A 25,030-nucleotide genomic window follows, 5' to 3' on the forward strand; every position below is an offset into this window, starting at 1 on the left:
AAATCAGAGAATGTCATGAACTCAAACATACAGCAGTTAGTGTCAGCAAATAAAGCAATCCCGGCAGCTTGGCGGGTATTCGCAATCGCCAGTATTGCGATTTTTATGTCCTCCCTGGATACGACGATTCTGTATGCTGGGTTCAATAATATTCTCAGTAGCTTTCCGGACTCTACTGCCGCTGATCTATCCTGGGCGATGAGCGGCTACTCTATTGTCTATGCTGCCATGCTGATTCCGGCGGGTGGTATTGCAGATAAATTTGGGCGTAAAAAAATATTCACATTAGGCACCTTGTTATTTATCAGCGCCTCATTTGCATGCGGTGCCGCCCCAAGTGTCTCATGGCTTATTGTCGCCAGAGTTTTTCAATCTATCGGCGCTTGTCTGCTGACCCCCTCTGCATTGGCGCTGGTATTGGAGGCGTTTCCTCGCGAGAGGCGGTCAGTCATCATGGGTGCTTGGGGCGCTGTTGGTGCTTTGGCCGCGGCATTAGGTCCGGGGATTGGTTCCTGGATTATTGATGTAGGCGGCTGGCAGTGGGCATTTTTTATCAACATCCCGATTGGATTATTTTGCATATGGCAAAGCTTAGCTGTATTGCATGAGTCGGTTCAGCCAAGAGCGCATATGCGGCTTGATCTCGTCGGCATGTTGCAGTTGGTCGTCGGTGTGGGAGCAATTGCGTTTGCGATTGTTGAGATGAAGTCGCCTAGTTGGAATCCCTATGAGTTAACAGCCATTCTGATATTAGGTTGGGTGTTGCTGGCAAGTTATATTCCTTGGGCGAAGTTTTACCCAGAACCATTGTTTGACCTCAGCCTGTTTAAAAACAAAACCTTTTTATTTGCAAACCTGGCAGGCATCACCTTCGGGATTGCGTTTTCCATCATGTTTTTTTCATTCTTTTTTTGGATGAAGAATATATGGCATTTAAACCAGTCCTTAGCCGGTGCGTCTGTCATGCCAGGGCCACTGATGGTTGTGCCTACCGCATTGGTTGCAGGGAAAATAGCCTCCAAAGTGGGACATCGTCCTTTGCTTATCACAGGCACCATGACCTACGCCCTCAGTGGGCTGTGGTTTTTAATGGTCCCCGATACCACCCCTAATTATCTGGCTACATGGCTACCGGGTTTACTATTAAGCGGCATCTCTGTCGGCTTGGTCATGCCCTCTTTATCCGCTGCCGCCATGTTTGGTTTGCCGCAAAAAGACTATGCCGTTGGTTCTGCCATCAATCACGCTGCCCGCCAAATTGGCACGGTGATAGGTGTGTCCATCACCGTGTTATTCCTTGGTAAAGCACTGCTCAAGCCGGGTGACTTTATCCCAACGTACAGCATACATATTGCATTGGCGCTCATCACGGCCATGTTATGTATCCCGATCAATACCCACCCAAAACAACTTGCCAATTTAACTCAATAGGCCTTTAGGGAAATTTATGATGAAACGTATTGTGATTACTGGGATGGGCGCAGTCAGTCCGCTTGGAACAGGCGTTGACTTGGCATGGAAACATTTGTTGGAGGGAAAGTCTGGGATCTCTGCGCTCCCTGATGCGTTGGCAGAAGGCAGTCCAGTCAACATCGCCGGTTGGGTTAAGCCATCAGAACTTGATCCGAGCATGGGGCTCAATTTGTCTGAATATCTCGATGCAAAAGAGTTAAGACGCTCTGACAGATTTATTCAATTTGCTCTGATTGCCGCTAACGAGGCCATTCAGCAAGCCCAGTGGCTACCGATGACTGAGATTCAAAAACAACGCACTGCCACCATTGTCGCTTCAGGGGTGGGTGGTTTCCCAGCCATTGCACATGCAGTCCGCACAGGCGAAGCAGTGGGTGTGGGTAAGCTCTCGCCATTTACGATTCCATCATTTTTGGTCAATTTGGCGGCTGCGCAGATAGCACTTAAACACCAATTCCAAGGACCACTCGGTGCTCCGGTTACCGCCTGTGCAGCAGGCGTACAAGCGATTGGCGATGCAGCCAGGATGATTCATGCCAATGAAGCCGATATCGCAATCTGTGGGGGGACAGAAGCTTGTATTGATAAAGTCAGCCTCGGCGGGTTTGCAGCCGCAAAAGCACTGAGTACAAGATACGCGGCAAGCCCTGAGTTAGCCTCAAGACCGTTTGACACACATCGTGATGGGTTTGTGATGGCAGAGGGGGCTGGTATTTTGGTGATTGAGTCCTATGAACACGCCATGGCGAGAGGTGCAAAACCGCTTGCTGAATTAGTGGGATATGGAACCACTTCTGACGCCTACCATATCACCTCCAGCCCCGAGGAGGGTTCCGGTGCTGCCAGGGCCATGATGATTGCCCTTAATCAAGCACACATATCTCCCGAGGCCGTTGACCATATCAATGCGCATGCCACGTCTACCCCCATGGGAGATGCAAGTGAACTGGCAGCCATCAGAACTGTGTTTGGTCAGCGTCATGCCCAACCTGTGATCAGTGCCACAAAGTCTTCCACTGGACATTTGCTGGGCGCAGCGGGCGGTCTAGAAGCCATTTTTACCATTAAAGCAATTGAAGCGCAGTGTTGCCCACCCACAATCAATTTGTACGCGCCAGATGCGCGGGCAACTGGGCTGGCGATTACGACACAAGCTCCCATTCATCGACATCTTGAATATGCCCTTTCGAATGGGTTTGGATTTGGCGGGGTTAATGCATCTGTCATTTTTAAACGTTTTAACGGTTGAGCATGATGGATCAAACCTGGGGGGTGATCACTTAAATATCACTTCACTCGAAATGATAAGTACTAATTAATTTGATAAGGGAGAATGAAATGAGTGATGCACCAACAGATCTTAAATTTAACGGAGAGGAATTTTTTGTCACGCTTAAAGATGGAGAAACGGTTCGAGTCATTAAAACAGGGAGTGGAGAACCGCTGCTTTTAATGCATACGATCAGAACGCAAATTGAGTTGTTTAGCGAGATGATTCCATTTTATGCGAGCAAATTTACCGTCTATGCCATCGATTTGCCTGGCCACGGTCAATCGTCCATCAATAAGAAAATCAACTACGACGAGCCCTATTTGAGAGCCTCTGTGCTTGATTTAATTGATCAGCTGAATTTGACCAATCTCACCTTAATTGGTGAGTCTATTGGCGCGACACTGTCTCTCACGGTCGCTGCACAAATCCCAGATAAGATTAAGCAGGTGATTGCGGTCAATACATACGATTATGAAACGCGTTACGCAGATGGCATCCGGCGTGGCAACGTTATTGCCAACTTTATGATGTGGAATTACTCAATTCCCATCAATGGGGCGATTTTTGCTGCACTTGAGAATCGATTTTTCTTGAGCCTGGTGATGAATGGCGGCGTCACAAAAATCAAAAAAATCCCAACCTGGTTAATGAAAATGTTTGATCAAACAGGACATCGGCCGGGCTACAGTTTTCTTGGCAGGAACATATTAAAAAACTGGCGCAGTTGGGCGCAGGCCACTGATCAATATCATAAGATCAAAAGCCCTGTAATGCTGATATACGGAGAAAATGACTGGTCAAGACAAGCCGAAAGATATTTGACTTGGAAGAAAGTACCAAACGCAACGCTTGAGACCATCACAGGTTCTGGGCATTTCCTCAGCGTGGATAATCCAGAGGATTTAAAAAAGACCATATCCCAATACTTGGAGGCAAATTAATTAAACCATGTAAAAGTATTTTTCACGTTAAGCCCGACACCACAATCCTTAAGCTACTTTCGGTTCTGGTAATACATTTTCTTAATGTTTGTTTATTGAAATGCGGTTGACCTTCCCATCATGGAAAGCTTTAGACTGGATGAACATTTAACCAAGCAGTTTCCGAGGCCATTAAGTATGTCTGAAAAACAGTTAAGTGATGCTATCCAAGATATCTCCCTTCCTGTCCAAGGCATGACATGTGCTAGCTGTGTCCGCCGTGTTGAAGCAGCGTTAAACAAAGTGCCAGGTGTAAAAAGTGCGTCAGTTAACCTTGTTACTGAGCGTGCAAACATTAAAACATCAGCAGACACTGATCTTTCAGCTTTGATTCAAGCAATTCGTAAGATTGGGTATGAAGTCCCAACATCAAAAATAGAACTAAATGTAATAGGCATGACGTGCGCCTCATGTGTTGGTCGAGTTGAAAAAGCATTGAAATCTGTACCTGGTGTTGCTGAGGCATCAGTCAATTTGGCCACAGAAAGGGCAACCGTTTATGGCTATGTCGAGAAGGCCGATCTGATTTCCGCTATTGAGCGTATTGGTTACGAAGCAAAAGCCATCAATTCTGTCACTCAGTTGCAAGAGGCTGCCTCCAATCAGAAAGAGGTAAAACTTCTTGAGTTGAGAGATGACCTCATTCTCGCTTCAGGATTGACGTTACCAGTTTTTTTGATGGAGATGGGGGCGCACCTGATAACCGCTGTTCATGAATTAATCATGAATACTATAGGGATGCAAAATAGCTGGTACATCCAATTTGCACTAACAACGATAGTATTGGTTTTTCCAGCAAGACGGTTTTACCAAAAGGGAATTCCGGCGCTCCTCAGGTTAACACCTGATATGAACTCACTCGTCGCCGTGGGCACAGCTGCTGCGTTCGGGTACTCAGTGGTAGCGACCTTTGCTGCAGGGCTACTACCCGAGGGAGCGGTCAACGTGTATTACGAGGCGGCTGCAGTTATCGTCGTATTGATCCTATTAGGTCGGTTTTTAGAAGAACGCGCTAAAGGACGTACCTCTGAAGCGATCAAACGCCTCACAAAAATGCAGGTTAAAAAGGCCCATGTCATGAGAGAGGGGCGTTTGTTAGACATCCCTATCAATGAAGTCCTTCTCAATGATGAACTCGAAGTGCGACCCGGCGAGAGAGTGCCGGTAGATGGTCAAATCACCAATGGTAACAGTTTCGTTGATGAATCCATGATTACGGGTGAACCCATTCCTGTGGAAAAGGTTTTGGGTAGTGCTGTAGTCGGCGGTACCATTAATCAAAAGGGTGTCTTCACGGTGCGTGCTACAGCGGTAGGTAGTCAAACCATGTTGGCACAAATTATACGCTTGGTTGAGCAAGCCCAAGGTTCCAAGCTACCGATACAGGCCGTGGTTGATAAAGTGACGATGTGGTTTGTGCCTGCTGTCATGAGTGTAGCATTACTCACCTTTATTTCCTGGATCATTTTTGGACCTACACCGGCATTGACTTTTGCACTGGTGAACGCAGTCGCAGTGTTGATCATTGCATGCCCATGTGCCATGGGATTGGCGACACCCACTTCTATTTTGGTTGGCACTGGGCGCGGGGCTGAGCTAGGTATTTTGTTCAGAAAAGGCGAAGCGCTGCAATTGCTTAAAGATGCCAAAGTCGTTGCCTTGGATAAAACGGGCACACTTACGGAAGGGCGCCCCGTTCTGACCGATTTGGAAATTGCGGAAACATTGGACCGTAACCAGTTACTAGCAAAAATAGGTGCCGTGGAGTCTAAATCCGAACACCCGATAGCGCGGGCAATTGTCACTGCTGCGACTGAGGATGGCCAGTCACTACCGGATTTAATTGAATTTGAAGCGGTGACCGGCATGGGTGTGAGAGCCAAGGTTGCGGATTCACTCGTCGAAGTCGGGGCCGATCGGTTTATGCGTCAGCTGGGGCTTGATGTCAGTATTTTTGCGGAGGCAGCAGAACGATTGGGCAAAGAAGCGAAGTCTCCATTATATGCCGCGATTGATGGCCAGCTGGCGGGCATTATTGCCGTTGCTGACCCCATTAAAACTTCGACACCGGGCGCGGTTGCAGCGCTTCACCAGCTTGGGCTCAAAGTGGCGATGATTACTGGTGATAATGCCAAAACCGCACACGCAATCGCCCAGCAGCTTGGGATTGATATAGTGATTGCCGAGGTGATGCCAGAAGGTAAAGTAGCAGCCATCCGGCGTTTAAAAGCGACGTATGGGCAGGTTGCATTTGTCGGAGACGGTATTAATGATGCGCCGGCACTGGCAGAGGCGGATGTCGGCTTGGCAATCGGTACAGGTACGGATGTAGCCATAGAGTCTGGAGATGTCGTTCTGATGTCTGGTAATTTGCTAGGGGTGCCGAATGCGATTGCCCTATCCAAAGCAACGATAGGCAATATTCATCAAAACCTGTTTTGGGCATTTGCCTACAACACCGCCTTGATTCCGGTTGCTGCTGGCGCACTTTACCCTGTATGGGGACTGTTGCTTTCACCCATCTTTGCAGCGGGTGCGATGGCCTTGTCCAGTATATTTGTTTTAGGGAATGCCTTGCGCTTACGTACATTCATTCCGCCCATGATCGAATCGTCAACACATTGACTTAAATCGCTTTACCTTGCCATTATTGGAAGCTTTATTCTAATGTTGACGACCAATCATTGCCGAAGGAGTGGATGATGAAATTTCATATTGAGAATATGACTTGTGGTGGATGTGCAAGAGGTGTCACAAGTGCCATTAAAGCCGTTGATCCGGCAGCAAGCATTGCAGCCGACCCTCCAACCAGAACAGTCAATGTTGAAACCATGGTTGCAAGAGACGAGATCGTTTCCGCTTTGATAAATGCAGGTTTTTCACCTGCGAGTGAATAATTCACTCTGCCTGCTGAGCTAGATCAGCAGGCTTTTTTACCTATTATTTGGACATAAGCAATGAGTCTATTTAACATCGGGCAAGCTGCCAGGGCGTCTGGCATATCGACCAAAATGATCCGGCATTACGAAAGTGTTGGCTTGTTGCCTGCGGCATCAAGAACCTTTTCTGGATATCGTCAATATTCTGAAAAAGATATCCATACGCTAAGCTTTATTAGACACTCCCGTGATTTAGGTTTTTCTATCAAGCAAATTGAGGAATTATTAAGCCTATGGCAAGATCCGCTTCGGCCAAGTAGTAAAGTGAAAGAATTGGCAAACGCCCATGTTGAAGCCTTAAACCAAAAGATTCAAAGCCTGGTGTCGATTAAGTCGGAGCTAGAAAAGCTTGTTCATTGTTGCCATGGAGATGATCGCCCAGAATGTCCGATCCTGGAGCAACTTGCGCTAAATCAAGAAATCCACCCATAGGGTATTTCCGTCACAAGAAATTTAAGTATGTCACTGAATCATTTTTAATTTAGGGTTATCATAAGCTCATCGTGAGAAAGCTAATTAAGATTTTCACTATTTGGCTCATTGCAATCATTCTACCGGTGCAGGGATTTGCAGCGGTCAGCATGATCAATTGTGAGAAGCCACAAAGCCAGCACATCCATGAAAGTGTCAGTGGGCATAGCCATGAACACCACGAGGGGGCTGCAGATAGTCATGCTCACAAACATCCAGATGATACTAAACACGCTTGTAACCATTGTTCCAAATGTTCAGTCTGTTGCTCAGGCTTCGCCTTTGCGGCTTCGAGTGATTATCTCAAGCATCATTTGATCGTTGCAGGTACGGCAATCGGTTTTATCGTCCCAGATTTCACGAGTCATATATCCACCGGTCCTGAGCGACCTCCGCGCTTTACCCTCATTTAGTACATTGGCTAAAGTCCTATCAGGTCTTTGGCTAGCACATTTATGCTTTTGCATGCTCGCGGCAGGCGAAAGAATGTATTTCCAATGGATATTGGGAATTCTAAATGAGAGGTTTATATGAAATTTACTACCCTAGAGAGCGTCAGGCTTGCCTCTTTCTATCAATACTTATTCTTTATTGCGATGACATTAGGATTGGGTATTGGTGCATCATTTGCGGAAGAAAGCTCTGCGCCATACCAGTCCACCTTTGATGATTACAAGCCGACAAATAATGACCATCAAACAGATTGGAAATCGCTAGATTCTTCGATTGCAGACCAAGGCCATCAAATGCCGGGGATGCAGCACTCCTCGGATCAACCAATGCATCATGAAGCGATGGGACATCGTATGTCTCATGGCGATAAGCATGCTTTACATGACTCAAAGTCTCAGATGCCACCCATGGATCAGGGCAATATGAAAGGCATGGACCATAACAGCATGCCGGTGATGGACCATAGCAAAATGCATGACATGAATAATCAGGCTGAGGACATGGGCCACAGCATGGCAAGCATGGATCACAAATCATCTTCATCTGAAATGTCGGCACACACTCACGACCATGGAATGATGAACCATGCAGGAAGTGAAGGTGAAAAGGCTGTATCCATAACCCATGAGCATGGAAATTCGGAGGGTGTGCTTGCGGAAGATGATCACTCAAGCCATATCCATGAGGCTTCAGAAGCCCTTAAATCAGAAATGCCCTCAGAACACACCGGTTTCCAAATTATTCCAAATTTGCATCCGGCAGTCGTACATTTTCCAATTGCGTTGACGATGGTGGCATTTATTTTAGGCCTAGCTGCTCGGTTGCGCCGCCAATCTGCATCATCCACTTCATTGGCCGCCACAGGATATTACGTATTGATACTAGCTGCTGTGAGTGCTATGACTGCCGTTGGTTTTGGTTGGCTGGCATTCAACTCAACCATGAATCACGATGATGCCGGCCATGCTGCCATGTTGTTGCATCGAGCCTGGGCAATCCCTACTGCTGTTGGATTAGTGCTCGTTGCAATCTGGAATTCGTCGAAATCGCGTCAGGACAGCCCGATGTCAATGCCAGTATTAGTTTGCCTGGCAGGACTATCCATGGCTGTCGCGATAACGGCATGGCTGGGTGGCGAAGTGGTCTATCGCCATGGCATTGGTGTTCTATCTTTGCCTGCATCTGGTGGCCATTATCATGCGGGACACCACCATGGTGAAGCAAGTGAATCAGCAATACCGGCTCAGGACAGTCATTCAGATCATCAACATGCATCCTCTGAAGGAGATTCACATGAGCACTAATATTGGAAATCTCAGAGCACGCAGCGCCATTCTTGTTGCGGTAAGCCTGTTATTAGGTGGGTGCGCGTCCTTCTCCAAAGATGGCGGCATGAATGAGGTACAAAAACAAACTCAACCCCACCTGAAGCAAGCGTATGAATGGGCTAAGACAGAAGCGTCTACAAAGTCCCTACAGGACAAGACTCAGGCATTACTTGCACAACCCCTGGATGTAGAGGGCGCAGTACAGGTGGCGCTTTATAACAATAAAGGCCTACAAGCTTCATTCTACGAGCTGGGCATCTCAGAAGCTGATCTTGTACAGGCAGGCCGATTGCCTAATCCACGTTTCTCTATGCTTTATGCGCGTGATGGTGGTGAGTATAAGATCGAGCAGGCATTCACGTTCAACGTCTTCTCATTGATCACCATGCCTAAAGCGGTAGAAGTTGAAAAAAGACGTTTTGCGCAGACACAAGCATCTACCGCCATTGAAGTCCTAAAACTCGCCTATCAGACACGTACCGCTTATTTTAATGCGGTTGCCGCTACGGAATTGGCTAGATATAGCGCACAAGTGAAAGAGTCTGCAGAAGCCAGTGCTGAGTTGGCTAAACGACTGCATGAAACCGGCAACTGGAATCGCTTGGAGCAGTCACGTGAGCAAAGCTTCTATGCCGATGCCGCACTTGAATATGCTAATGCAAAGAATGCTGAAGTTAGGGCATATGAGGCTTTGGCCAGGCAATTAGGTGTGAAAGCGTCACAACTCACAATCCAACCTCGGTTACCTGATCTGCCTAAGTCTCTTTCAGAGTTACAGGCCTTTGAACAAAATGCCTATGAACAACGATTGGACCTGCTGGTTAAGCGCTCTGAAATGGACGCTTTGGCTAAGCAGCTAGGACTCACCAAAACCACACGATTCATCAATGTGATTGAGTTAGGCCCGGCACGAGTATTGGAGGGCAGAAGAAGTGAGCCTTATAAGAAAGGTATCGATATCGCTTTCGAGATACCGTTGTTTGACTGGGGCCAGGCCAAGGTGCCACGGGCGGAGTCAATTTACATGCAGTCGGTACAGGAAACTGCTCAGTTGGTGACCAATGCGCAATCTGAGATACGAGAACGGTATAACACCTATCGCACCAAACATGATGTCACTCGTCACATTCGCGATGAGATTGTGCCATTACGCAAACGCATATTGTACGAGGATCAACTGCGCTATAACGGCATGCTCACAAGCCCATTTGAATTATTTGGCGATGCCAGAGCGCAAGTACAAAGCGTAAAAGGCTATATCGAATCATTACGCGACTTTTGGTTAGCTGATGCAGAATTGCAAGCTACTTTAGTCGCCAGTCCTCGTTTGATGGAAGGTCAATAAGATGACAACAATGGATAGAAGAAACTTTTTTAAATATGCTGGTTTAGGCATGGCTGGCGTTGCCGTTAGTGCTGTTAGCAAGGTTGCATTAGGTGCTATTCCGGAAATCATCACCTCTGAGGTGGCAAACACACAAGAGCCGCTTTATCCTGGTACAGGGCGCCCGTATCAACCGGTAGTTACTTTGAATGGCTGGAGCCTTCCTTGGAAGATGAACAATGGTGTCAAGGAGTTTCACCTTGTTGCAGAACCTGTGGTGAGAGAAATTGCGCCAGGCATGAAAGCAAATCTTTGGGGCTACAACGGGCAAAGTCCTGGGCCGACAATTGAGGTGGTTGAGGGAGATCGCGTGCGTATTTTTGTGACCAATCGCCTGCCTGAAAAAACCAGTGTGCATTGGCATGGCCAGCGTTTGCCTAATGGCATGGATGGGGTGAGTGGTCTCACTCAACCTGCGATTGAGCCCGGTAAAACCTTTGTATATGAATTTCAGGCCAAGCGGCCGGGCACTTTTATGTATCATCCCCACGCGGACGAAATGTTGCAAATGGCTATGGGCATGATGGGCAGCTGGATCACGCACCCCAAGAACCCAAAATTCATGCCGGTGGACCGTGATTTTGTGTTTTTGCTAAATGCCTACGACATTGAGCCGGGCAGTTTTACGCCCAAGGTAAATACTATGCTCGATTTCAACTTATGGACCTGGAACAGCCGGGCGTTCCCAGGCATAGACCCGATTGTCGTGCGTAAAGATGACCGCGTGCGCATCCGCGTCGGCAATCTCACCATGACCAATCACCCTATCCATCTGCATGGTCACGAGTTTGAAGTCACCGGTACCGACGGCGGTTGGGTGCCAAAAACGGCACGCTGGCCGGAAGTGACTACCGACATAGCCGTTGGTCAAATGCGTGCAATTGAATTTGTGGCTAATGAGCCTGGTGATTGGGCATTCCATTGTCATAAGAGTCATCACACCATGAATGCCATGGGCCACGACTTTCCAACCATGATAGGCGTCAAGCAAAGTGACCTCATGAAGAAAATCACCAATCTCGTGCCCGATTACATGCCTATGGGGGAGACGGGGATGTCTGAAATGAACGAAATGATGGAGATGCCCTTGCCGAAAAACACATTGCCCATGATGATGGGTAATGGACAATACGGCTCATTGGAAATGGGCGGCATGTTTACCACTGTCAAGGTCCGGGAGGGGCTTGCGAAGAATGATTATCAAAATCCTGGCGACTACAAGCACCCAAGTGGCTCGGTTGCACATGCAATCGAGGTGGATACAACTAAGATCCAGCGTCAGAATTCTCATTTTGAAAGTGAAGCAGAGGTTAATGTAAGAAAGCCAACTAACCATTCTGGTCACTAATAGATGACCTACTCCAATGCATTAATAAAAACGGGATGCACTCTGCTAACTTTCAACGTAAGTTGCATATGGCTTGAATTAGGGCTTTACAAGACTTTTTCTAAGTCTTTGATTTATATTGATGTTAAGTTTTGAGTTAAATTGCAGACGACACAAACAGTGTAGATGCTCAACGATCATGCACATGCGTTTGACTTCGTCAGTCACACGCATGTTGGCCTAAAAAAGGGTTGCGAGGATCGTAACCCTTTTTTCATTGAGGGGTTCTCATCTCACGCATGTATTGATTTCGTGCAAAATCAGACCCCTGTGTCATTCTGGCTGGGGCAGTTACGCTGCGAATACCAATCCCTGAGTTATCTCTCAAGTTAATTTCAAAAAAGCTGCTGAATCTTGACTCGAATAACTAACGACAGAACGTTGGATGTGTCTGGATGAAGATGGTGACAAAATCTGGCATGTGCACTGTTTATAGTAAGCATTTCAATACTCCATCGAAATGAATATGAACAAGTGTATAACTATCCAGAAACAAAGCGTGTCCGCATGAAGCGCATTCAGTACCATCAATATGGCGGGGCAAGTATGATGCGCCTGGAGGAGTTTGAAGTGGAAGCTCCCGGCAAGGGCCAGCTACTTGTGAAGGTGAAATATGCTGCAATCAACCCCATCGACTGGAAGTTACGCAATGGCACGATGAAAATCCTGACCGGAAACACCTTCCCTCGGGCAATGGGTTTGGACTTCTCGGGGACGGTGATTTCAACTGGTAGAGGGGTGACACGCTTTGCTCCAGGCGACCATGTGTTTGGCATGGCACGACTGAAACAGGCCGGCGCGTTCGGCGAGATGCTAGTCACCAATGAGTCCTTTGTGACACACAAACCGGATACAGTCTCGTTTGAGGATGCAGCCTGTTTGGCGACGCCTGGCATTATGGCTTGGAGAGGGTTAGTGGAGAAATCCCGCCTGAGGGCTGGTCAACATGTATTTGTGAACGGTTGTGCCGGGGCTGTTGGGATAGCAACGATTCAGATCGCGCAGATGCTAGGGGCCATCGTCTCTGGCAGCTGCCGCCGTGAAGACATGGCAAAAATGCAAAAAATGGGATTAGCCCATGTCTACGACTATCGAAAAGTGGATTTGCATGCCCTGACGCAAAAATTCGATATTGTCTACGATACCTCAACAACCATTTCCGCAAGCACAGGGATGAAGCTGCTCAAGAAAAATGGTGTATTTCTTGACCTTGACCCGAAACCAATGAAATTCCTGCGGGCGATTTTCTCTAAAAACTATCAGGTGCTGATAGGCAGTCCGAGCGAGTATACTTTGGGCAAGGTCGCACAAGCGGCGGCACTCGGAAAGCTCCAATTACCGATTGGCAGAATCGTATCGCTCATCGATGGTGCAAATCTGATGAGTGAAATTGAGGGTGGACTCAAAATAGGGGGCAAAGGTGTTATCGCCATGGAGTAACAATGTCTCGTAGCCATCGCCTCAACGAACTGATGCAAGTGTTGCGTCGACATCGCGGCAGTGTTTCCGGCGCAATGCTGGCGCAAGAAACCAATGTCTCGTTGCGAACGATTCGCCGTGATATTGCAACGTTGCAGGCAATGGGTGCCAAAATTGATGGCGCAGCAGGCGTAGGGTACATGTTAAAGCCTGGATTTTTGCTGCCACCGATGACATTCAATGAAGACGAATTGCAAGCTTTGGTCGCAGGCGCGCAATGGGTGAGTCAACAAGCAGATCAAGCGCTCGCGCTTGGGGCTCAAAATGCACTGGCAAAGATTGGAGCAGTCATTCCTGCAGACATGAAACTATTCATGGAGGATGACATGCTTTATGTCGGCGAAAGACCATTTGTCGTAGATTTTGATTCAGGTGTAGTGCGTTATGCCATGCGCGAGCAAAAAAAACTCAAAGTGGCCTATATCAACAAAACGGGTGACACTTTGGCGTATGTGATCTGGCCGCTTATTTTAGGGTTCGTCGATTCGCGTTGGTCCATTGCCGCGTGGTGCGAGTTACATCAGGCATTTAGAATCTTTCTCGTGGATCGTATTGTGGAGATCAGTGAGCTTGAAGATCACTATCCTGGCAATCGACGCCACTTGTCAAAAGAGTGGCGTAATAGCGTCTGCCAAAGTACCGACAAAAATCAGTATATTGAATAACACATGCTTGGCTTAAGTGTGCGCATCGAGCGCGCCTTGAGTGTTGTGTCAATGGTGGTTGATTACTGCCGGGACATTATCTCCTCGCGCAGTATGTCAACCTTGTTTATTGCGAGCTCCATCGCTCAGCGCCCCATTCTGAAGTCTCAAATCGAGGTGTATCGCCTATTCATGCTGGATAAAGTCTAGAGCGAGTATGGAATGGAGCGAGATACAAGCTGACTAGAAGGCGCTGGAAACGGTGATTCTCGGCAAATGGGGGCGTCTGACCCAGGACAATATTTATGACATTACGGGCAAGCGGGAGATTCTCGTAGAAAAACTGCAGCAAATTTACGGCATCAACAAGCAAGAGGCCAATCAGCAAATCAATGCGTTTGCCCAGTCGGTACAGGAGATCAAGCACCATTGAACCGCGTGATCTGGTCTTTCACCTGGTAAAGGCCATCTGGTCGTAATCTGTCTCCTGAAGTGGGCCAGTTCGGCGACCGCTTCTTCACCCTCTGTGGCATGACGCCGCGCTTAGGAAACAGTGATGCATGGATATATCCAGAATTTTTATCAAGTCACTTTGATGAATACGGATTTCAGGATGAATACAGACTGCAGGCGGGTGGTATACACAGGACAGTATGGCCAGTTGCTTCTCGTCTCACTCAAACCGGGCGAGGAAACCGGCTTTGAAGGATAGATGCAAGACCAGTTTTTACGCGTGGAAAAAGGGGGGGGACACATCATCATCCATGGCGCCACCACAGCAGTGGAACAAGGATACGCGATGATGGTGCCAGCCGGGGTCAATCATCACCTGATCAATACGGGCAAACTGGACTTGAAACTACACAGCCTCTACTCGCCACCCAGTCATCAAGAGGGCACCGTCTGTCCTCTGCGCGTGTATGCAGATGTCTCGAAGCTGCCCTTTGACGGGGTCATGACTGAATAAGCCAGACCGTGTTGGCTAGCGAACAAACAGCCCCTTGCGTGCCCGATAGACTGCAAAGACTGGCTGTTGAATTTCCAACGGCCAGACACAGATCGACGCCACAAAGGATTTACGCCATGTCAATTTCCAATCAAGCCAGTGGATTACATCAACAAGCAGCGACTGATCATGAAGCGGCCGCCAAACATCATCTGAATGCATCAGAGAGCTATCATAAAAATAATGTTTCAGAAGCCAAAGAAAGTGCAAAAAAAGCGATGGAAGCCTGCAACTCGGCCCAGCAGAAAACGCAGTCTGCCTGCAATTGCCATGAAAAATGAGTCAGGCATTTATGCAATGCTGACCGCAACAATCCCGCTTAGGCGGGATTGCTGACGCTGGTGTCTCCGTATGCGGCCAACTGGCGATACGACGGATACTGCTTATGTTTATGCACGCGCTTATGAAAGGCCCATTCCATGCGCTTTGATCATCAGCCCACCACACAGTTAATCCGCATCTTGAAAGCCGGATTGGGCTTCAAGCTTAACCGCCGGCAACGCTCCGCACACGAGATCGCGCAACTGGATCAGATTGCGCACACCAGCGGCGCGCACATTACCTGGATAGAGCCACAGGCACGGACTGCTCGAGCAGCGCCCGACGAATGCCATCAGTCAATGGCAAAAGAACATTGAGTGTGCCAATCTCCCAGTTAAATCAATGGCTTGATCTGCACTGATTCGCCGTTACGACCAGATGAAAAATGAATTGGTTTTTCATGCGGCCTGGAGGCGGGCGCTATTTATTGCTGCCCCTGGCTTTGTGCATGCAGATAAGCCCGCCAGCCGCCAAAGCCCGAGATATCCGTTGCGGTTGCGCTGGCGTAGGCTTCACACAAAAAGCCAGCCACTTGTTGGCCATCTTGCAGCGTAAGGGTGCCAAAGCCGAGCGGGGCCGGGACGCTGGCAACCAGTTTGCCGTAGTTCTCCAGCGGCAGCTGCCAAACCTCCAGGGCGATTGCGCTGCCGCCTGTATTGACTCTGATCAGGCCGGGGCGCGGTGGGTGAAAGCCGGCCAGGTGGTAGAGTTTGTAGTCGGCCGAGGTATGCGTGGCGCGTACAAAAGTGGCCTGCAATGCCTGCAGTTGCGGGTTGAGTGGCAGGCCTTGCATATGCGCGCCGCAGACGGCGACTTCTATCATGGACATGCGTGTTTCCTTGTAATTTTTAGCGCGGTTAGCGGCCTAGCCGTTGCGCCAGTTCAACCAGCGCAAGGTCGTGAAAAGCCGGGGCGCAGAGCGTAATGCCAAACGGCAGGCCGTTGTGCTGGAATCCGGCCGGAAGAGCAATGGCAGACAAATCCAGCAGGTTCATAAAGTTGGTGTAATAGCCCAGGTTGCTATTAGTCTGGATCGGGTCCTGTTCCACTTCTTGTATGGTGTAAATCGTGCCTGCCGTCGGCGTGACCAGCAGGTCAACCTCATCCCAGCATTGCTGGGCCTGCGCCTGGTTGGCTTTGAGCTGGTATAGCGTGGCATAGGCGTCGGCTGCACTGAATTTGCTGGCCCCCTGAATGATGCTACGCGTTACCGGGTGCATGGCCTCTGCGTGTGATTCAATAAAGGGCCGGATGGCGGCATAGCGCTCGGCGACGATGGCGCCCTCATAAAGCAAGCGCGCCGTGTTGAGAAATACCGAAAAATCTATTTCGACGGCTTGCCCGCCTGTCGCGGTCAGTGCTTGTACGGCGTGGGCAAACAACGCGGGCGTCTCGGGGTTGCCAAAAAAATTCAGTTGCTCAGTCCGGGGCACGCCAAAGCGAAAGCGGGGTGGAAAAGAATGCACTGCCTGCGCGGGTGCCCGCCGTGAATAGGCATCCTCGTGGTCTTCTCCTTGCGCGACTTGCAACACGGCGTGTGCCTCTTCGGCGGTACCGGCAAAAATAGAGACGCAATCGAGTGAACGGCAGGCCGGCACCACCCCATGCGTGCTAAGCAGGCCGCAGGTCGGTTTGATGCCAACCAGATTGTTAAACGCGGCCGGGATCCGTCCAGAACCTGCCGTGTCTGTGCCCAGGCTAAAACTGGCCATGCCCAGCGCAACTGCCACGGCAGAACCCGAACTGGAGCCGCCGGAAATGTAGTCAGGATCAATGCTGTTTTTGCAGGCGCCATACGGCGAGCGTACGCCGACCAGGCCGGTGGCAAATTGATCCAGATTGGTTTTGCCGACCGGGATCGCGCCCGCGGCAATCAGTTTTTTGACCACCGTGGCATGTTGGTCGGCCGTGTAGGCAAAGTCCGGGCAAGCGGCCGTGGTCGGATATCCGGCCAGGTCGATATTGTCTTTGATGGCAAACGGGATGCCGTACAAAGGCAGGCTGGTCGGGTCCATCGCCTCCAGTTGGCAGGCGTAGATCAGCATCTCTTCCAGGCTGACCCGGTTAATCCAGACATGGTGCGTATCCTCGGCATGGATTTTTTCTGCCAGCTGCCGGACCAACTGGCTGGGTTTCAGGCTGCCAGCGCGATAAGCGGCGCTCAGATGCGAAATGTTCAAATTCATGTGGGGCAGGGCTCCGGTGTGGGTCAGGGTGGCTGGCACGGGGTTAGTGCTGGCTGCTGAGGCCGGTGGGCAAGGCCTCAATGCGCGCATATTTACTGCTTAGCCACAGCATGATCGCCACCACCAGGTAACTGGCGGCAATCGGCAGCGATTGGCCAATGCCGATCGCCTCGCCATGCATGAGGCCGAAAAAAGTAAACAGCGCCGCTGCCAGTGCAAAGCCAGCAGCTTTGGCCAGTTTGCGGTCTATGACCAGGGCGGCAATCGCACCCAGCATCAAGCCGCCTAAAATGGCGCCACCACCCAGCACCTCCAGCCCGTGGTAGAGCACGCCCACCTGGCCGAGTTTATCCAGCCCCAAGGTGGCGGCATTGGTGCCAGCGACGGCGAGGACGTTGTCAATTTGCAATTTCCCCCAGGCCGCGACATGTGGCAAAAAGGCCAGAATAATGGCAGGCGCGTGGCTCTTGGGCGTTTCTTGAAATGCTTGTGCGCCAATCAGCATGCCGATATAGAGCAAGATAGGCGAAATGGCGACCACCGGAATCAAGGAGGCCATGAGGGCGATGATGCCCAGCCAGGAAAGCAGCAAAACGATGATCCCGGTCGCCGCTGAGTAGCCGATGCGGCCGCCCATGGCCTTCCAGCCGGGATGCCCAATGTAGACCGCATTGATAAATGGGTTGCCCATCAGGCAGCCAATCAGGCTGATCACGCCGTCGGCCGTCAACACCCTTGTTGTCGGAAAGCTGTCGCCACCGGCGGCGGCGCTCTCAACGTTGTCCATTGCCTCAACCAGGTCATAAATGCCAAACGGGATGGCGGTGACCAGAATCACACCTAAAAATTCAAAGCCTGAAAACACATGGTTGATGGCGGGTAGCGGGATGGAAAAGCCAAAGTTGGCAAGGGCGGCGCTGACGTGATTCAGGCTCATGTGGGCATAATCGAGCCCGAACAGGTGAGAACCCCAGGCGATGAGCGTCCCGGCGGCAATCGCCACCAGCCCGGCCGGGATGCCTTTGAAATAGCGCACGCCGCCAAACCAGCTGGCCAGAATAATGGCGAAGCAGACCACGCCGACCATGGGCGTCATGAACATCTCCAGCGCCGGGCGCAAACTGATAAACGCGACGGAGACGCCTGCCAGCGTGCCCAATAAGGCCGCACGTGGGGTGATTTTGCGGATCACCGGCGCAATAAAGCCGCCCAGCATCAGCACAAAGCTCTGGATAAACACCCAGGCCAGTCCGGCCTCCCAGCCTTTGACCGGGTCGCCACTGGCCAGCGAGATGGGCAACATGATCACAAACACCACCACAAACATGTGCGGTACGCTGACCCCTGAAGGCAGTGCGCAGACATCGTTGCGACCGGTCTGCCTGGCGAGTTGATAGGCGAGCCAGGCGTAATACATGGTGCTCAGAAACAGCATGAGCCCGGTGGCCGGCAAGATGCGGCCGAACACCATCTCATCCGGCATTTTGAGCACAAACCTGAGCAGGCCGGTGAGCACCAGCAGATTGACCAGAATATTGGTGCCAAAACCAAAGAGCGCGTTCCAGTCGCCCGGTGACCAGAGTTTGATGCCTGAAGCGGTTTTCATGATGGGGATTCTCCTCAAATGGCGGGATGCCTGATTATTTTTGCAATGCGTGTACCAGTGGCTGGCTATCGGTGACCCAGCCAAAAATCGCGCCTTGGGCGGCAAACATGCGCAGGCTGACGGCGTGAAATTCGGGGTGGTATGAGGCGCAACAATCGCCAGGAATCAGGCAACGGAAACCGCGGTCATTGGCTTCGCGCACCGTGGTATGCACGCAGACTTCGGTCGTCACGCCACAAACAATCAGCGCTTCAATGTTGCGCTTGCGTAATAGCAGTTCGAGGTCGGTCGCATAAAAGGCGCCTTTGCCAGGCTTGTCGATAATGGGTTCGCCAGCGATGGGTGACAGCGCCGGGATAATCTCGTGCCCCGGTTCGCCACGGATCAGGATACGCCCCATGGGCCCCTGATCGCCGATACGCAGTTTTGGCGCGCCCCGGTCCACTTTGGCTGGAAAGGCGTCTGACATGTCTGGTCGGTGGCCTTCACGGGTATGGATTACCAACATGCCCTGCGCCCTGGCTGCCGCCAACACGGCCTGGCAGGGGGCAATTGCCGCTTTGAGCAAACGCACATCATTGCCCAGACTTTGCCCAAAGCCCCCTTCTTCAATGAAGTCGCGTTGCATATCGATGAGCATGAGCGCGGTGCGTGCGGGATCAAAGACAAAAGCTTCGGGCATGGCTGCGACGGTGACTGTTTGCAGGGTGGAGATCATCTGAAAGGACTTTATAAAATGCATCAATGTATACAACAAAGCAAATCACATGCCTGAGTTGCGTCTATGCTTGGTTGAAAAAAAAGCTTTTAAAACAAGGGAATTATTTTTTAATCTGCTTGGTCTGGCTGCGGAAAATCGGCCAGCGCTCGCCAAAAGAGTGCGGCTCGCACCAAGCGAGCGCATTAGTCCGGCATCAGGGACACATGCGCCGCTGCGATTTTCCAGCCTTGTTCAGTGCGTATCCAACTCTGGCTTTGCCGGCCTGTGCCATTGTCGCGCCTGAACTCGGTGCTGGTGTTGGCATAGTCAAGGCCATAGGTGGTGATGACCGTATTAAACAGGGTGCGTGGCGGCGGGGGCGTGCGTTGTTTTCTGAAGGCGACAATCTGCTCCCAGCCATACAGGTTTTCGGCAGCGCCATAGCGCACGGCGAGGGGGCTTTGCCAAAAGAAATGGATCAGGGCTTGTACGTCATTGTTGACCAGGGCACGTTCGTAGTCAGCAAATACCGCGGTGACTTCGGCGAGGACAGGGGGATGATTAATCAGCATGGGTCACCTCTGTATCAGTTTCTAACCACGGGAGACTGGCAGACTGACAACGACTGTAAATGGTGTGCCAGTTGCAGCAGCTGCGCCTCCTTGCCGGGCGCACCTATCAGTTGTACCGCAATCGGCAGCTGGCCGGGCAAATGCACAGGCACCGCGACGACAGGCAAGCCAATAAACGAAATCGGCTGGGTAAACATGCCCATGTTGGGCCGCAACGGCATACGGTTGCCGTTGATCACCATGTCTTCTTGCCCCAGCGGTTGTGCACAGCAAGGGGTGGCCGGTGCAATCAGCACATCCGTGCTCGCAAACACTTGCATGGCCTGCTCAAAAAACCAGCGCCGCAAACGTTGTGCCTGCAGATACCAGGCGGCTGGTAGCGTGGTGCCTGCCGCCAGCCTGGGGCGGGTCAGCGGGTCAAAGTCAGCGGCCTGCATGCGTAAGCGGGTCAGGTGGCGGTTGCCGCCTTCGCTGGCGGTAATCAGATAGGCGGCTGAGCGGGCGCGCGCCACTTCGGGTAACTCGACCACTTGCGTCACCTGCAAGGCGTTGCACACGGCGGCGACGGCGGCCTCTGCTTGCGCATCGCCTTGCTCAAAATAGCCGCCCAGGCGGGCGAGGCGTGGCGTGTCTGAGACTAATCGTGGCGTTGAGTCCGCGCTGGGGTTGCCTTGCAGCACGTCAAAGCAAAGCGACAAGTCTTGCGCGGAGCGCGCAAAAATCCCGGCATGATCAAAACTGTGCACAAACGGAAACATGCCGTCCAATGAGAGTGCGCCATACGTCGGTTTCAAGCCAAACAAACCGCACATGGACGAGGGCACCCGTACTGAGCCATTGGTGTCTGAGCCTAGTGTCAGCGGCACCAGACCAGCTGCGACGGCGGCGGCTGAGCCGCCGGACGAGCCACCAGCGCTACGCGTCGGATCATGCGGGTTGCGGGTTGGGCCAAAATGGTGGTTTTCAGTAGTGAAGCCATAGGCATACTCATCCATATTGAGCGCGCCGAGCAAGATGGCTCCCGCTCGCTGCATGGCCTGCACCAGCTGCGCATCGGTGCTGGCGGGGGCATGACTTTGGTTGATTTTGGCCCCGGCCAGGGTAGGCAACCCGGCAATATCAAACAGGTTTTTCACCGCATACGGCACACCCGCCAACGGTGGCAAGCGCTCGCCACGGGCACGTGCCGCATCCACGGCAGCGGCCTCTTGCAACGCACGCCCCGCAGTTACGGTGGTAAAGCTGTTGTAGCGGCCATCATGGCGCGCAATGTCGGCCAGCGCCGCCTCGGTCACGCTCAGGGCTGAGACGGTTCCCAGGCGGATTGCGTTGGCAATGTCGATTGCATTCTGACTTCCATCCATGGCGCTTAGCTCTCTGCCTGTGGGCGAAACTCTGGTGCGGGCTCAATGTGCTCGTCCAGCGGCCAACTCATGACGCGTTCGGCATGGCTGAATAGCAGGCGGTAATGTTGCGTGGTTTGCAGCAGGTCCTGTTCGTCAAGCGTGATACCCTGTAATTGTAATTGGCTGGCAACAAATGCCGGTGTGATTTCGTTGTCTTGTAGCATGGCGTGTGACAAAGCAAACTCCTTGGTGAGGTTTTTTTGATATGCAATATTGTATACAACAAAACCCAAGCAAGTGCCGTACCAGTGCCGCGTACTGGGTGGGTTTCAGGCGGTCAGGCAGAGGGGGTGGATAAGAACTTTTGCCGCGCCAAGGCAGTCAGCGTCAGGGTTTTGGCGAATTCTCGACTGCGCTGGATATGCCGCTTCATGGCTTGTTTAGCCTTGGTCGTATCGCGCTCTTTAATGAGCTGCAATATCTCATAATGCTCTTTATAGGTGCGCTGGCTGCGATTGTCAGCGTTTAGGTCCAGGCGACGAATGACGCGGATGCGGTGGTTAATGTTTTTTAAAATCGAGGCCAGCACTGGTTTGTCACTGGCCAGGGCCAGCCCGACATGAAAAGACTCATCTTTTTCGCCAAGGTCTATACCCATCTGTAATTCCGCATCATGCTTGTCCGGCTGCCAGAGTGCCATCATCTGCTCCACTTGCTTGTCACTCATGGCGTTGACCGCAGATTCGACGATGAGCAACTCCAGAGCGATGCGTGCCTCGTAATACTCCATCAGTTCGGTCACATCCAGCTCACGGATAAAGCAACCCTGCTTGGGACGTATGCTCAAAAAACCCTCTATTTCCAGGCGTTGCAACGCCTGCCGGATCGGCGTGCGGCTGACACCAAACATCTCTGCCAGCGCCAGTTCGGTAATGCGCGTGCCCGGATAGAGCTCAAAAGAAATAATTTTTTGCTTGAGCTGGCTATACAAAGCGTCGACAGTAGAGCTTTTTGCAGGTTTTTCTTTTTTGATCATGACCTTGAATCTGACTGGGGATGCGATTAAAGATACTTGGATAATGGCCTTTCGGCAACCGTTACACTACGTATGCGTGGTCACTACGCCTGCATTTTACGTGCACCTGGCTTGAATAGTCCGATTGGGCTATGAGTAATTGCGGGCATCGCTTTTATAATGACAGGCGTTAATTCGGGTTTGGTCATTCATCAAGGGAACAGGGCTGATTGCAACGGCTTCGATGGCCAGGGTTGCATCGCTTGTTGCCTGATTCTCAAAAAAACCGGACATTCGTGATACGAAATCTTCGGTAAATAAACATAGCAAGTCGTGTCCAGCATGGCAAAAGCAGTTGCCGCGAAGGATGCATCCAGATCAACCGCGGTTGATCCTCTCTATTTTTGCATTATTTAACAAAACCCCCGGCCTATTTGCCAATATACTCACCTGCTGCAAATAGGGCGTGTTTGCGGCTGTTCCGGCAGGGCCGAATTTTGAGATTTTGATGTGTTACCCATGATTGACCTACGATATTACCGTCATTTTGACGAAAACATCCTTTACGCCAGATACTTTTCGTTGCTGCCTTATGTGCCTGTAGTGATTGTGGCTGCAGTGGTGGCGATGCTGACACAAATCTCGGTGTTTCACCGTAATGAGCCCTTTGTCTGGTCTTTTGTCGTGCCTGCCATGCTCACGCTGGTTTCGGCCGCAGTGTTTGTCTACTGGTTTATTCACCGCAAGGAAAAACCGCACACCGATGTGGTTCGCAAACGCTTGCAGTTTTTCGCCAGTTTGCTGCTTGTGGCGGGCATCACCACTGTGATTTGCGACCTGCATCTGCTGCAAGACTCATCTGGCTACAGCCGCTACTTTTTGGTCGTGCAGATGACGCTATATGGCATCTGTTTTCCGTTTCTGCTGGTCAGCCTTGGCCGGCCGGCCTACCTTTACAATCTGATGCTGATCGTCACCACGCTTGCTTATGTGCTGTATGCCGACATTGAATATAGCCATTCATTTGCATTCATGATCCTGATTTTTGAGATTGGCATGTTGATTGCCATGTACCGCCGCAACAAGAGCTTTGATTCCCTGGTCTACAGTTCGTTACACGCTCAAAATCTGGCCGCCGAAAATGCGCGCCTGGCCAATGTGGACATGCTGACTGAACTGCCAAACCGCCGCCAGTTTTTTGCCACGATTAAAGCGCAATCGCTGGAGCATCTGAAAACAGAAGGCAAAAAATTTGCGATTGGCATTATTGATCTCGACAAGTTCAAGCAGGTGAATGATGCACATGGGCACCGCATTGGTGACCTTGTGCTGGTGGAAATCGGTCGGCGTCTCAAGCATTACCCGCGATGTCAGCATCCTATTCACTTCTACCGCTTGGGCGGCGACGAATTTGCCTTTCACAAGCATTTTGCTGGCGATGAAGCGGCGCTCAAGCAGCTTGGTCAGTCTTTGATTGCGCTGATTGAAGAGCCGGTAGCCGTAGAGGGGATGTTATTCAATTTGAGCGCCTCTATTGGTATTGCGGTGTTTCCTGAGGTGGATGATACGTCTGAGAAACTCTATGAGTATGCGGATTATGCGCTCTACCATGCAAAGAACACGGGGCGCAGTCATACCGAGCTGTTTTCGGCCCGTCATCTTGAACGGCTGCAAAGCCGCCTGCAAATTGAGCGGGCGTTACGTTCTGCGGATCTGGTGCAGGAATTTTTTCTGGTCTTTCAACCGATGGTGGATATCCCCTCTGGTCGTACCATCGCCTTTGAATGTCTGGCGCGCTGGAACAGTCCGGCACTGGGGATGGTCAGCCCGTGTGTATTTATCCCGGTGGCTGAAAGTATAGGCATGATCTCCAGTCTGACGCTGACTTTGTTTTCTCAGGCCTTGCAGGCCGTGCAGGCCTGGCCTGCCCAGATTGGCTTGTCTTTTAATCTGTCGGCGTTTGATATTATCAGTGATAAGGTGGTGCAGGATCTGGTGGCGATGCTCTCCGCCAGTGGTGTCGATCCTGCACGGATTACCTTTGAGTTGACTGAGACTGCCTTGCTTCAGGATTTTATTGTGAGCAGAAACAATATCGAGTTGTTACGGCAAACTGGTGTTTCCCTGGCGCTGGATGATTTTGGGACCGGTTACTCCAGCCTGAGTCACGTGCAAGGTTTGCCGCTCAACAAGATCAAGGTGGATCGCAGCTTTGTACATGATATGGAAACCAATCCGAAGAGCAAAATGATCGTGCGTTCCATTCTGGCCCTGTCTCATGGCATTGGCGTTGATTGCGTGGTGGAAGGCGCCGAGACACAGCAGCAAGTCGACTTGCTATCCTCCATGGGTTGCAAGATTATCCAGGGCTTTTACTACGCCAGCCCGATGGTTGAACCCGAGATCGTCAGTTACCTGCGTACCTGACCGGCATCGGGTCAGGCGCTGCCTTGGCCATATGCCGGTG

General features: G+C 51.0%; 25 protein-coding genes. 17 read left to right on the forward strand and 8 right to left on the reverse strand.

Annotation, left to right across the window (positions count from 1 at the left end):
• Nucleotides 1–15: 15 nt before the first annotated feature.
• From ACT53G_RS09165 to ACT53G_RS09240, 16 genes are all read left to right on the forward strand, one after another.
• Nucleotides 16–1,431, forward strand: a complete 1,416-nt coding sequence (locus tag ACT53G_RS09165; protein WP_338655121.1) for a DHA2 family efflux MFS transporter permease subunit — start codon at nt 16–18, stop codon at nt 1,429–1,431.
• A 16-nt stretch (nt 1,432–1,447) separates the two neighbouring features.
• A complete protein-coding gene (fabF, locus tag ACT53G_RS09170; RefSeq protein ID WP_228518820.1) occupies nt 1,448–2,722 on the forward strand; it encodes a beta-ketoacyl-ACP synthase II in 1,275 nt (424 codons plus the stop codon).
• A gap of 89 nt (nt 2,723–2,811) precedes the next feature.
• Complete coding sequence (locus ACT53G_RS09175; RefSeq protein ID WP_476169215.1) at nt 2,812–3,687, forward strand: alpha/beta fold hydrolase; 876 nt, start codon at nt 2,812–2,814, stop codon at nt 3,685–3,687.
• Nucleotides 3,688–3,864: 177 nt separating this feature from the next.
• The gene (locus ACT53G_RS09180) at nt 3,865–6,351 is read left to right on the forward strand and encodes a heavy metal translocating P-type ATPase (protein ID WP_476169216.1); all 2,487 of its coding nucleotides are present in this window, start codon (nt 3,865–3,867) and stop codon (nt 6,349–6,351) included.
• 77 nt (nt 6,352–6,428) lie between these two features.
• On the forward strand, nt 6,429–6,623 hold the full coding sequence (locus ACT53G_RS09185; protein WP_343223966.1) for a heavy-metal-associated domain-containing protein: 195 nt from the start codon (nt 6,429–6,431) through the stop codon (nt 6,621–6,623).
• 60 nt (nt 6,624–6,683) lie between these two features.
• Nucleotides 6,684–7,097 (forward strand): Cu(I)-responsive transcriptional regulator, encoded by a 414-nt coding sequence (cueR, locus tag ACT53G_RS09190; protein ID WP_275356166.1) that lies wholly within the window; start codon nt 6,684–6,686, stop codon nt 7,095–7,097.
• A 569-nt stretch (nt 7,098–7,666) separates the two neighbouring features.
• The gene (locus tag ACT53G_RS09195; RefSeq protein ID WP_476169217.1) at nt 7,667–8,893 is read left to right on the forward strand and encodes a DUF2231 domain-containing protein; all 1,227 of its coding nucleotides are present in this window, start codon (nt 7,667–7,669) and stop codon (nt 8,891–8,893) included.
• Nucleotides 8,883–10,262: a TolC family protein gene (locus tag ACT53G_RS09200; RefSeq protein WP_476169218.1), complete on the forward strand. Its 1,380-nt coding sequence runs from the start codon at nt 8,883–8,885 to the stop codon at nt 10,260–10,262. Before ACT53G_RS09195 ends, ACT53G_RS09200 begins: the two co-directional genes overlap by 11 nt.
• A 10-nt stretch (nt 10,263–10,272) precedes the next feature.
• Nucleotides 10,273–11,649: a multicopper oxidase family protein gene (locus ACT53G_RS09205; protein WP_476153924.1), complete on the forward strand. Its 1,377-nt coding sequence runs from the start codon at nt 10,273–10,275 to the stop codon at nt 11,647–11,649.
• 546 nt (nt 11,650–12,195) lie between these two features.
• Entirely contained in the window at nt 12,196–13,128 is a 933-nt protein-coding gene (locus tag ACT53G_RS09210; RefSeq protein WP_476169219.1) for an NAD(P)-dependent alcohol dehydrogenase, read from the forward strand.
• A gap of 2 nt (nt 13,129–13,130) precedes the next feature.
• On the forward strand, nt 13,131–13,832 hold the full coding sequence (locus tag ACT53G_RS09215) for a helix-turn-helix transcriptional regulator (protein WP_476169220.1): 702 nt from the start codon (nt 13,131–13,133) through the stop codon (nt 13,830–13,832).
• Nucleotides 13,833–13,835: 3 nt separating this feature from the next.
• Nucleotides 13,836–14,021: a hypothetical protein gene (locus ACT53G_RS09220; protein WP_379074948.1), complete on the forward strand. Its 186-nt coding sequence runs from the start codon at nt 13,836–13,838 to the stop codon at nt 14,019–14,021.
• A 52-nt stretch (nt 14,022–14,073) separates the two neighbouring features.
• The gene (locus ACT53G_RS09225; RefSeq protein WP_476169221.1) at nt 14,074–14,244 is read left to right on the forward strand and encodes a CsbD family protein; all 171 of its coding nucleotides are present in this window, start codon (nt 14,074–14,076) and stop codon (nt 14,242–14,244) included.
• 279 nt (nt 14,245–14,523) lie between these two features.
• Entirely contained in the window at nt 14,524–14,778 is a 255-nt protein-coding gene (locus tag ACT53G_RS09230) for a cupin domain-containing protein (RefSeq protein WP_476169222.1), read from the forward strand.
• A 116-nt stretch (nt 14,779–14,894) separates the two neighbouring features.
• Complete coding sequence (locus ACT53G_RS09235; protein WP_194748552.1) at nt 14,895–15,098, forward strand: hypothetical protein; 204 nt, start codon at nt 14,895–14,897, stop codon at nt 15,096–15,098.
• 138 nt (nt 15,099–15,236) lie between these two features.
• Nucleotides 15,237–15,455 carry a hypothetical protein gene (locus tag ACT53G_RS09240; RefSeq protein WP_194748551.1) on the forward strand — a complete coding sequence of 73 codons (219 nt, stop codon included), beginning with the start codon at nt 15,237–15,239 and terminating at the stop codon, nt 15,453–15,455.
• Between the two features lie 107 nt (nt 15,456–15,562).
• Here ACT53G_RS09240 and ACT53G_RS09245 read toward each other — a convergent pair whose 3' ends face one another.
• The 8 genes from ACT53G_RS09245 to ACT53G_RS09280 form a co-directional block, all read right to left on the reverse strand.
• Nucleotides 15,563–15,967, reverse strand: a complete 405-nt coding sequence (locus ACT53G_RS09245; protein WP_476169223.1) for an allophanate hydrolase-related protein — start codon at nt 15,965–15,967, stop codon at nt 15,563–15,565.
• Nucleotides 15,968–15,995: 28 nt separating this feature from the next.
• Complete coding sequence (atzF, locus tag ACT53G_RS09250) at nt 15,996–17,324, reverse strand: allophanate hydrolase (RefSeq protein WP_476169224.1); 1,329 nt, start codon at nt 17,322–17,324, stop codon at nt 15,996–15,998.
• 43 nt (nt 17,325–17,367) lie between these two features.
• Complete coding sequence (locus ACT53G_RS09255) at nt 17,368–18,930, reverse strand: hypothetical protein (protein WP_476169225.1); 1,563 nt, start codon at nt 18,928–18,930, stop codon at nt 17,368–17,370.
• Between the two features lie 34 nt (nt 18,931–18,964).
• Nucleotides 18,965–19,648, reverse strand: a complete 684-nt coding sequence (locus ACT53G_RS09260) for a cysteine hydrolase family protein (RefSeq protein ID WP_476169226.1) — start codon at nt 19,646–19,648, stop codon at nt 18,965–18,967.
• Between the two features lie 185 nt (nt 19,649–19,833).
• A complete protein-coding gene (hpxZ, locus tag ACT53G_RS09265) occupies nt 19,834–20,202 on the reverse strand; it encodes an oxalurate catabolism protein HpxZ (RefSeq protein ID WP_275356155.1) in 369 nt (122 codons plus the stop codon).
• Nucleotides 20,203–20,216: 14 nt separating this feature from the next.
• Nucleotides 20,217–21,566, reverse strand: a complete 1,350-nt coding sequence (locus ACT53G_RS09270) for an AtzE family amidohydrolase (protein ID WP_476169227.1) — start codon at nt 21,564–21,566, stop codon at nt 20,217–20,219.
• A gap of 5 nt (nt 21,567–21,571) precedes the next feature.
• The gene (locus tag ACT53G_RS09275; protein WP_476169228.1) at nt 21,572–21,784 is read right to left on the reverse strand and encodes a hypothetical protein; all 213 of its coding nucleotides are present in this window, start codon (nt 21,782–21,784) and stop codon (nt 21,572–21,574) included.
• A gap of 101 nt (nt 21,785–21,885) precedes the next feature.
• Nucleotides 21,886–22,584 (reverse strand): GntR family transcriptional regulator, encoded by a 699-nt coding sequence (locus tag ACT53G_RS09280; protein ID WP_476169229.1) that lies wholly within the window; start codon nt 22,582–22,584, stop codon nt 21,886–21,888.
• A gap of 498 nt (nt 22,585–23,082) precedes the next feature.
• Between ACT53G_RS09280 and ACT53G_RS09285 the strand changes: the two genes are divergently transcribed.
• Complete coding sequence (locus ACT53G_RS09285) at nt 23,083–24,990, forward strand: putative bifunctional diguanylate cyclase/phosphodiesterase (protein WP_476169230.1); 1,908 nt, start codon at nt 23,083–23,085, stop codon at nt 24,988–24,990.
• Nucleotides 24,991–25,030 lie beyond the last annotated feature (40 nt).

This window comes from Methylophilus sp. DMC18, assembly GCF_056314005.1.

What these genes read in the sequence shown, in the direction of transcription:
- ACT53G_RS09220 (WP_379074948.1), top strand. Translation starts at nt 13,836, where the DNA reads ATGCTTGGCTTAAGTGTGCGCATCGAGCGCGCCTTGAGTGTTGTGTCA.
- ACT53G_RS09240 (WP_194748551.1), top strand. Translation starts at nt 15,237, where the DNA reads ATGCGCTTTGATCATCAGCCCACCACACAGTTAATCCGCATCTTGAAA.
- ACT53G_RS09195 (WP_476169217.1), top strand. Translation starts at nt 7,667, where the DNA reads ATGAAATTTACTACCCTAGAGAGCGTCAGGCTTGCCTCTTTCTATCAA.
- atzF (WP_476169224.1), bottom strand. Translation starts at nt 17,324, where the DNA reads ATGAATTTGAACATTTCGCATCTGAGCGCCGCTTATCGCGCTGGCAGC.
- ACT53G_RS09185 (WP_343223966.1), top strand. Translation starts at nt 6,429, where the DNA reads ATGAAATTTCATATTGAGAATATGACTTGTGGTGGATGTGCAAGAGGT.
- fabF (WP_228518820.1), top strand. Translation starts at nt 1,448, where the DNA reads ATGATGAAACGTATTGTGATTACTGGGATGGGCGCAGTCAGTCCGCTT.
- ACT53G_RS09270 (WP_476169227.1), bottom strand. Translation starts at nt 21,566, where the DNA reads ATGGATGGAAGTCAGAATGCAATCGACATTGCCAACGCAATCCGCCTG.
- ACT53G_RS09245 (WP_476169223.1), bottom strand. Translation starts at nt 15,967, where the DNA reads ATGTCCATGATAGAAGTCGCCGTCTGCGGCGCGCATATGCAAGGCCTG.
- ACT53G_RS09285 (WP_476169230.1), top strand. Translation starts at nt 23,083, where the DNA reads ATGATTGACCTACGATATTACCGTCATTTTGACGAAAACATCCTTTAC.
- ACT53G_RS09205 (WP_476153924.1), top strand. Translation starts at nt 10,273, where the DNA reads ATGGATAGAAGAAACTTTTTTAAATATGCTGGTTTAGGCATGGCTGGC.
- ACT53G_RS09260 (WP_476169226.1), bottom strand. Translation starts at nt 19,648, where the DNA reads ATGATCTCCACCCTGCAAACAGTCACCGTCGCAGCCATGCCCGAAGCT.
- ACT53G_RS09200 (WP_476169218.1), top strand. Translation starts at nt 8,883, where the DNA reads ATGAGCACTAATATTGGAAATCTCAGAGCACGCAGCGCCATTCTTGTT.
- ACT53G_RS09180 (WP_476169216.1), top strand. Translation starts at nt 3,865, where the DNA reads ATGTCTGAAAAACAGTTAAGTGATGCTATCCAAGATATCTCCCTTCCT.
- ACT53G_RS09280 (WP_476169229.1), bottom strand. Translation starts at nt 22,584, where the DNA reads ATGATCAAAAAAGAAAAACCTGCAAAAAGCTCTACTGTCGACGCTTTG.
- hpxZ (WP_275356155.1), bottom strand. Translation starts at nt 20,202, where the DNA reads ATGCTGATTAATCATCCCCCTGTCCTCGCCGAAGTCACCGCGGTATTT.
- cueR (WP_275356166.1), top strand. Translation starts at nt 6,684, where the DNA reads ATGAGTCTATTTAACATCGGGCAAGCTGCCAGGGCGTCTGGCATATCG.
- ACT53G_RS09215 (WP_476169220.1), top strand. Translation starts at nt 13,131, where the DNA reads ATGTCTCGTAGCCATCGCCTCAACGAACTGATGCAAGTGTTGCGTCGA.
- ACT53G_RS09235 (WP_194748552.1), top strand. Translation starts at nt 14,895, where the DNA reads ATGTCAATTTCCAATCAAGCCAGTGGATTACATCAACAAGCAGCGACT.
- ACT53G_RS09210 (WP_476169219.1), top strand. Translation starts at nt 12,196, where the DNA reads ATGAAGCGCATTCAGTACCATCAATATGGCGGGGCAAGTATGATGCGC.
- ACT53G_RS09230 (WP_476169222.1), top strand. Translation starts at nt 14,524, where the DNA reads ATGCAAGACCAGTTTTTACGCGTGGAAAAAGGGGGGGGACACATCATC.
- ACT53G_RS09175 (WP_476169215.1), top strand. Translation starts at nt 2,812, where the DNA reads ATGAGTGATGCACCAACAGATCTTAAATTTAACGGAGAGGAATTTTTT.
- ACT53G_RS09255 (WP_476169225.1), bottom strand. Translation starts at nt 18,930, where the DNA reads ATGAAAACCGCTTCAGGCATCAAACTCTGGTCACCGGGCGACTGGAAC.
- ACT53G_RS09165 (WP_338655121.1), top strand. Translation starts at nt 16, where the DNA reads ATGAACTCAAACATACAGCAGTTAGTGTCAGCAAATAAAGCAATCCCG.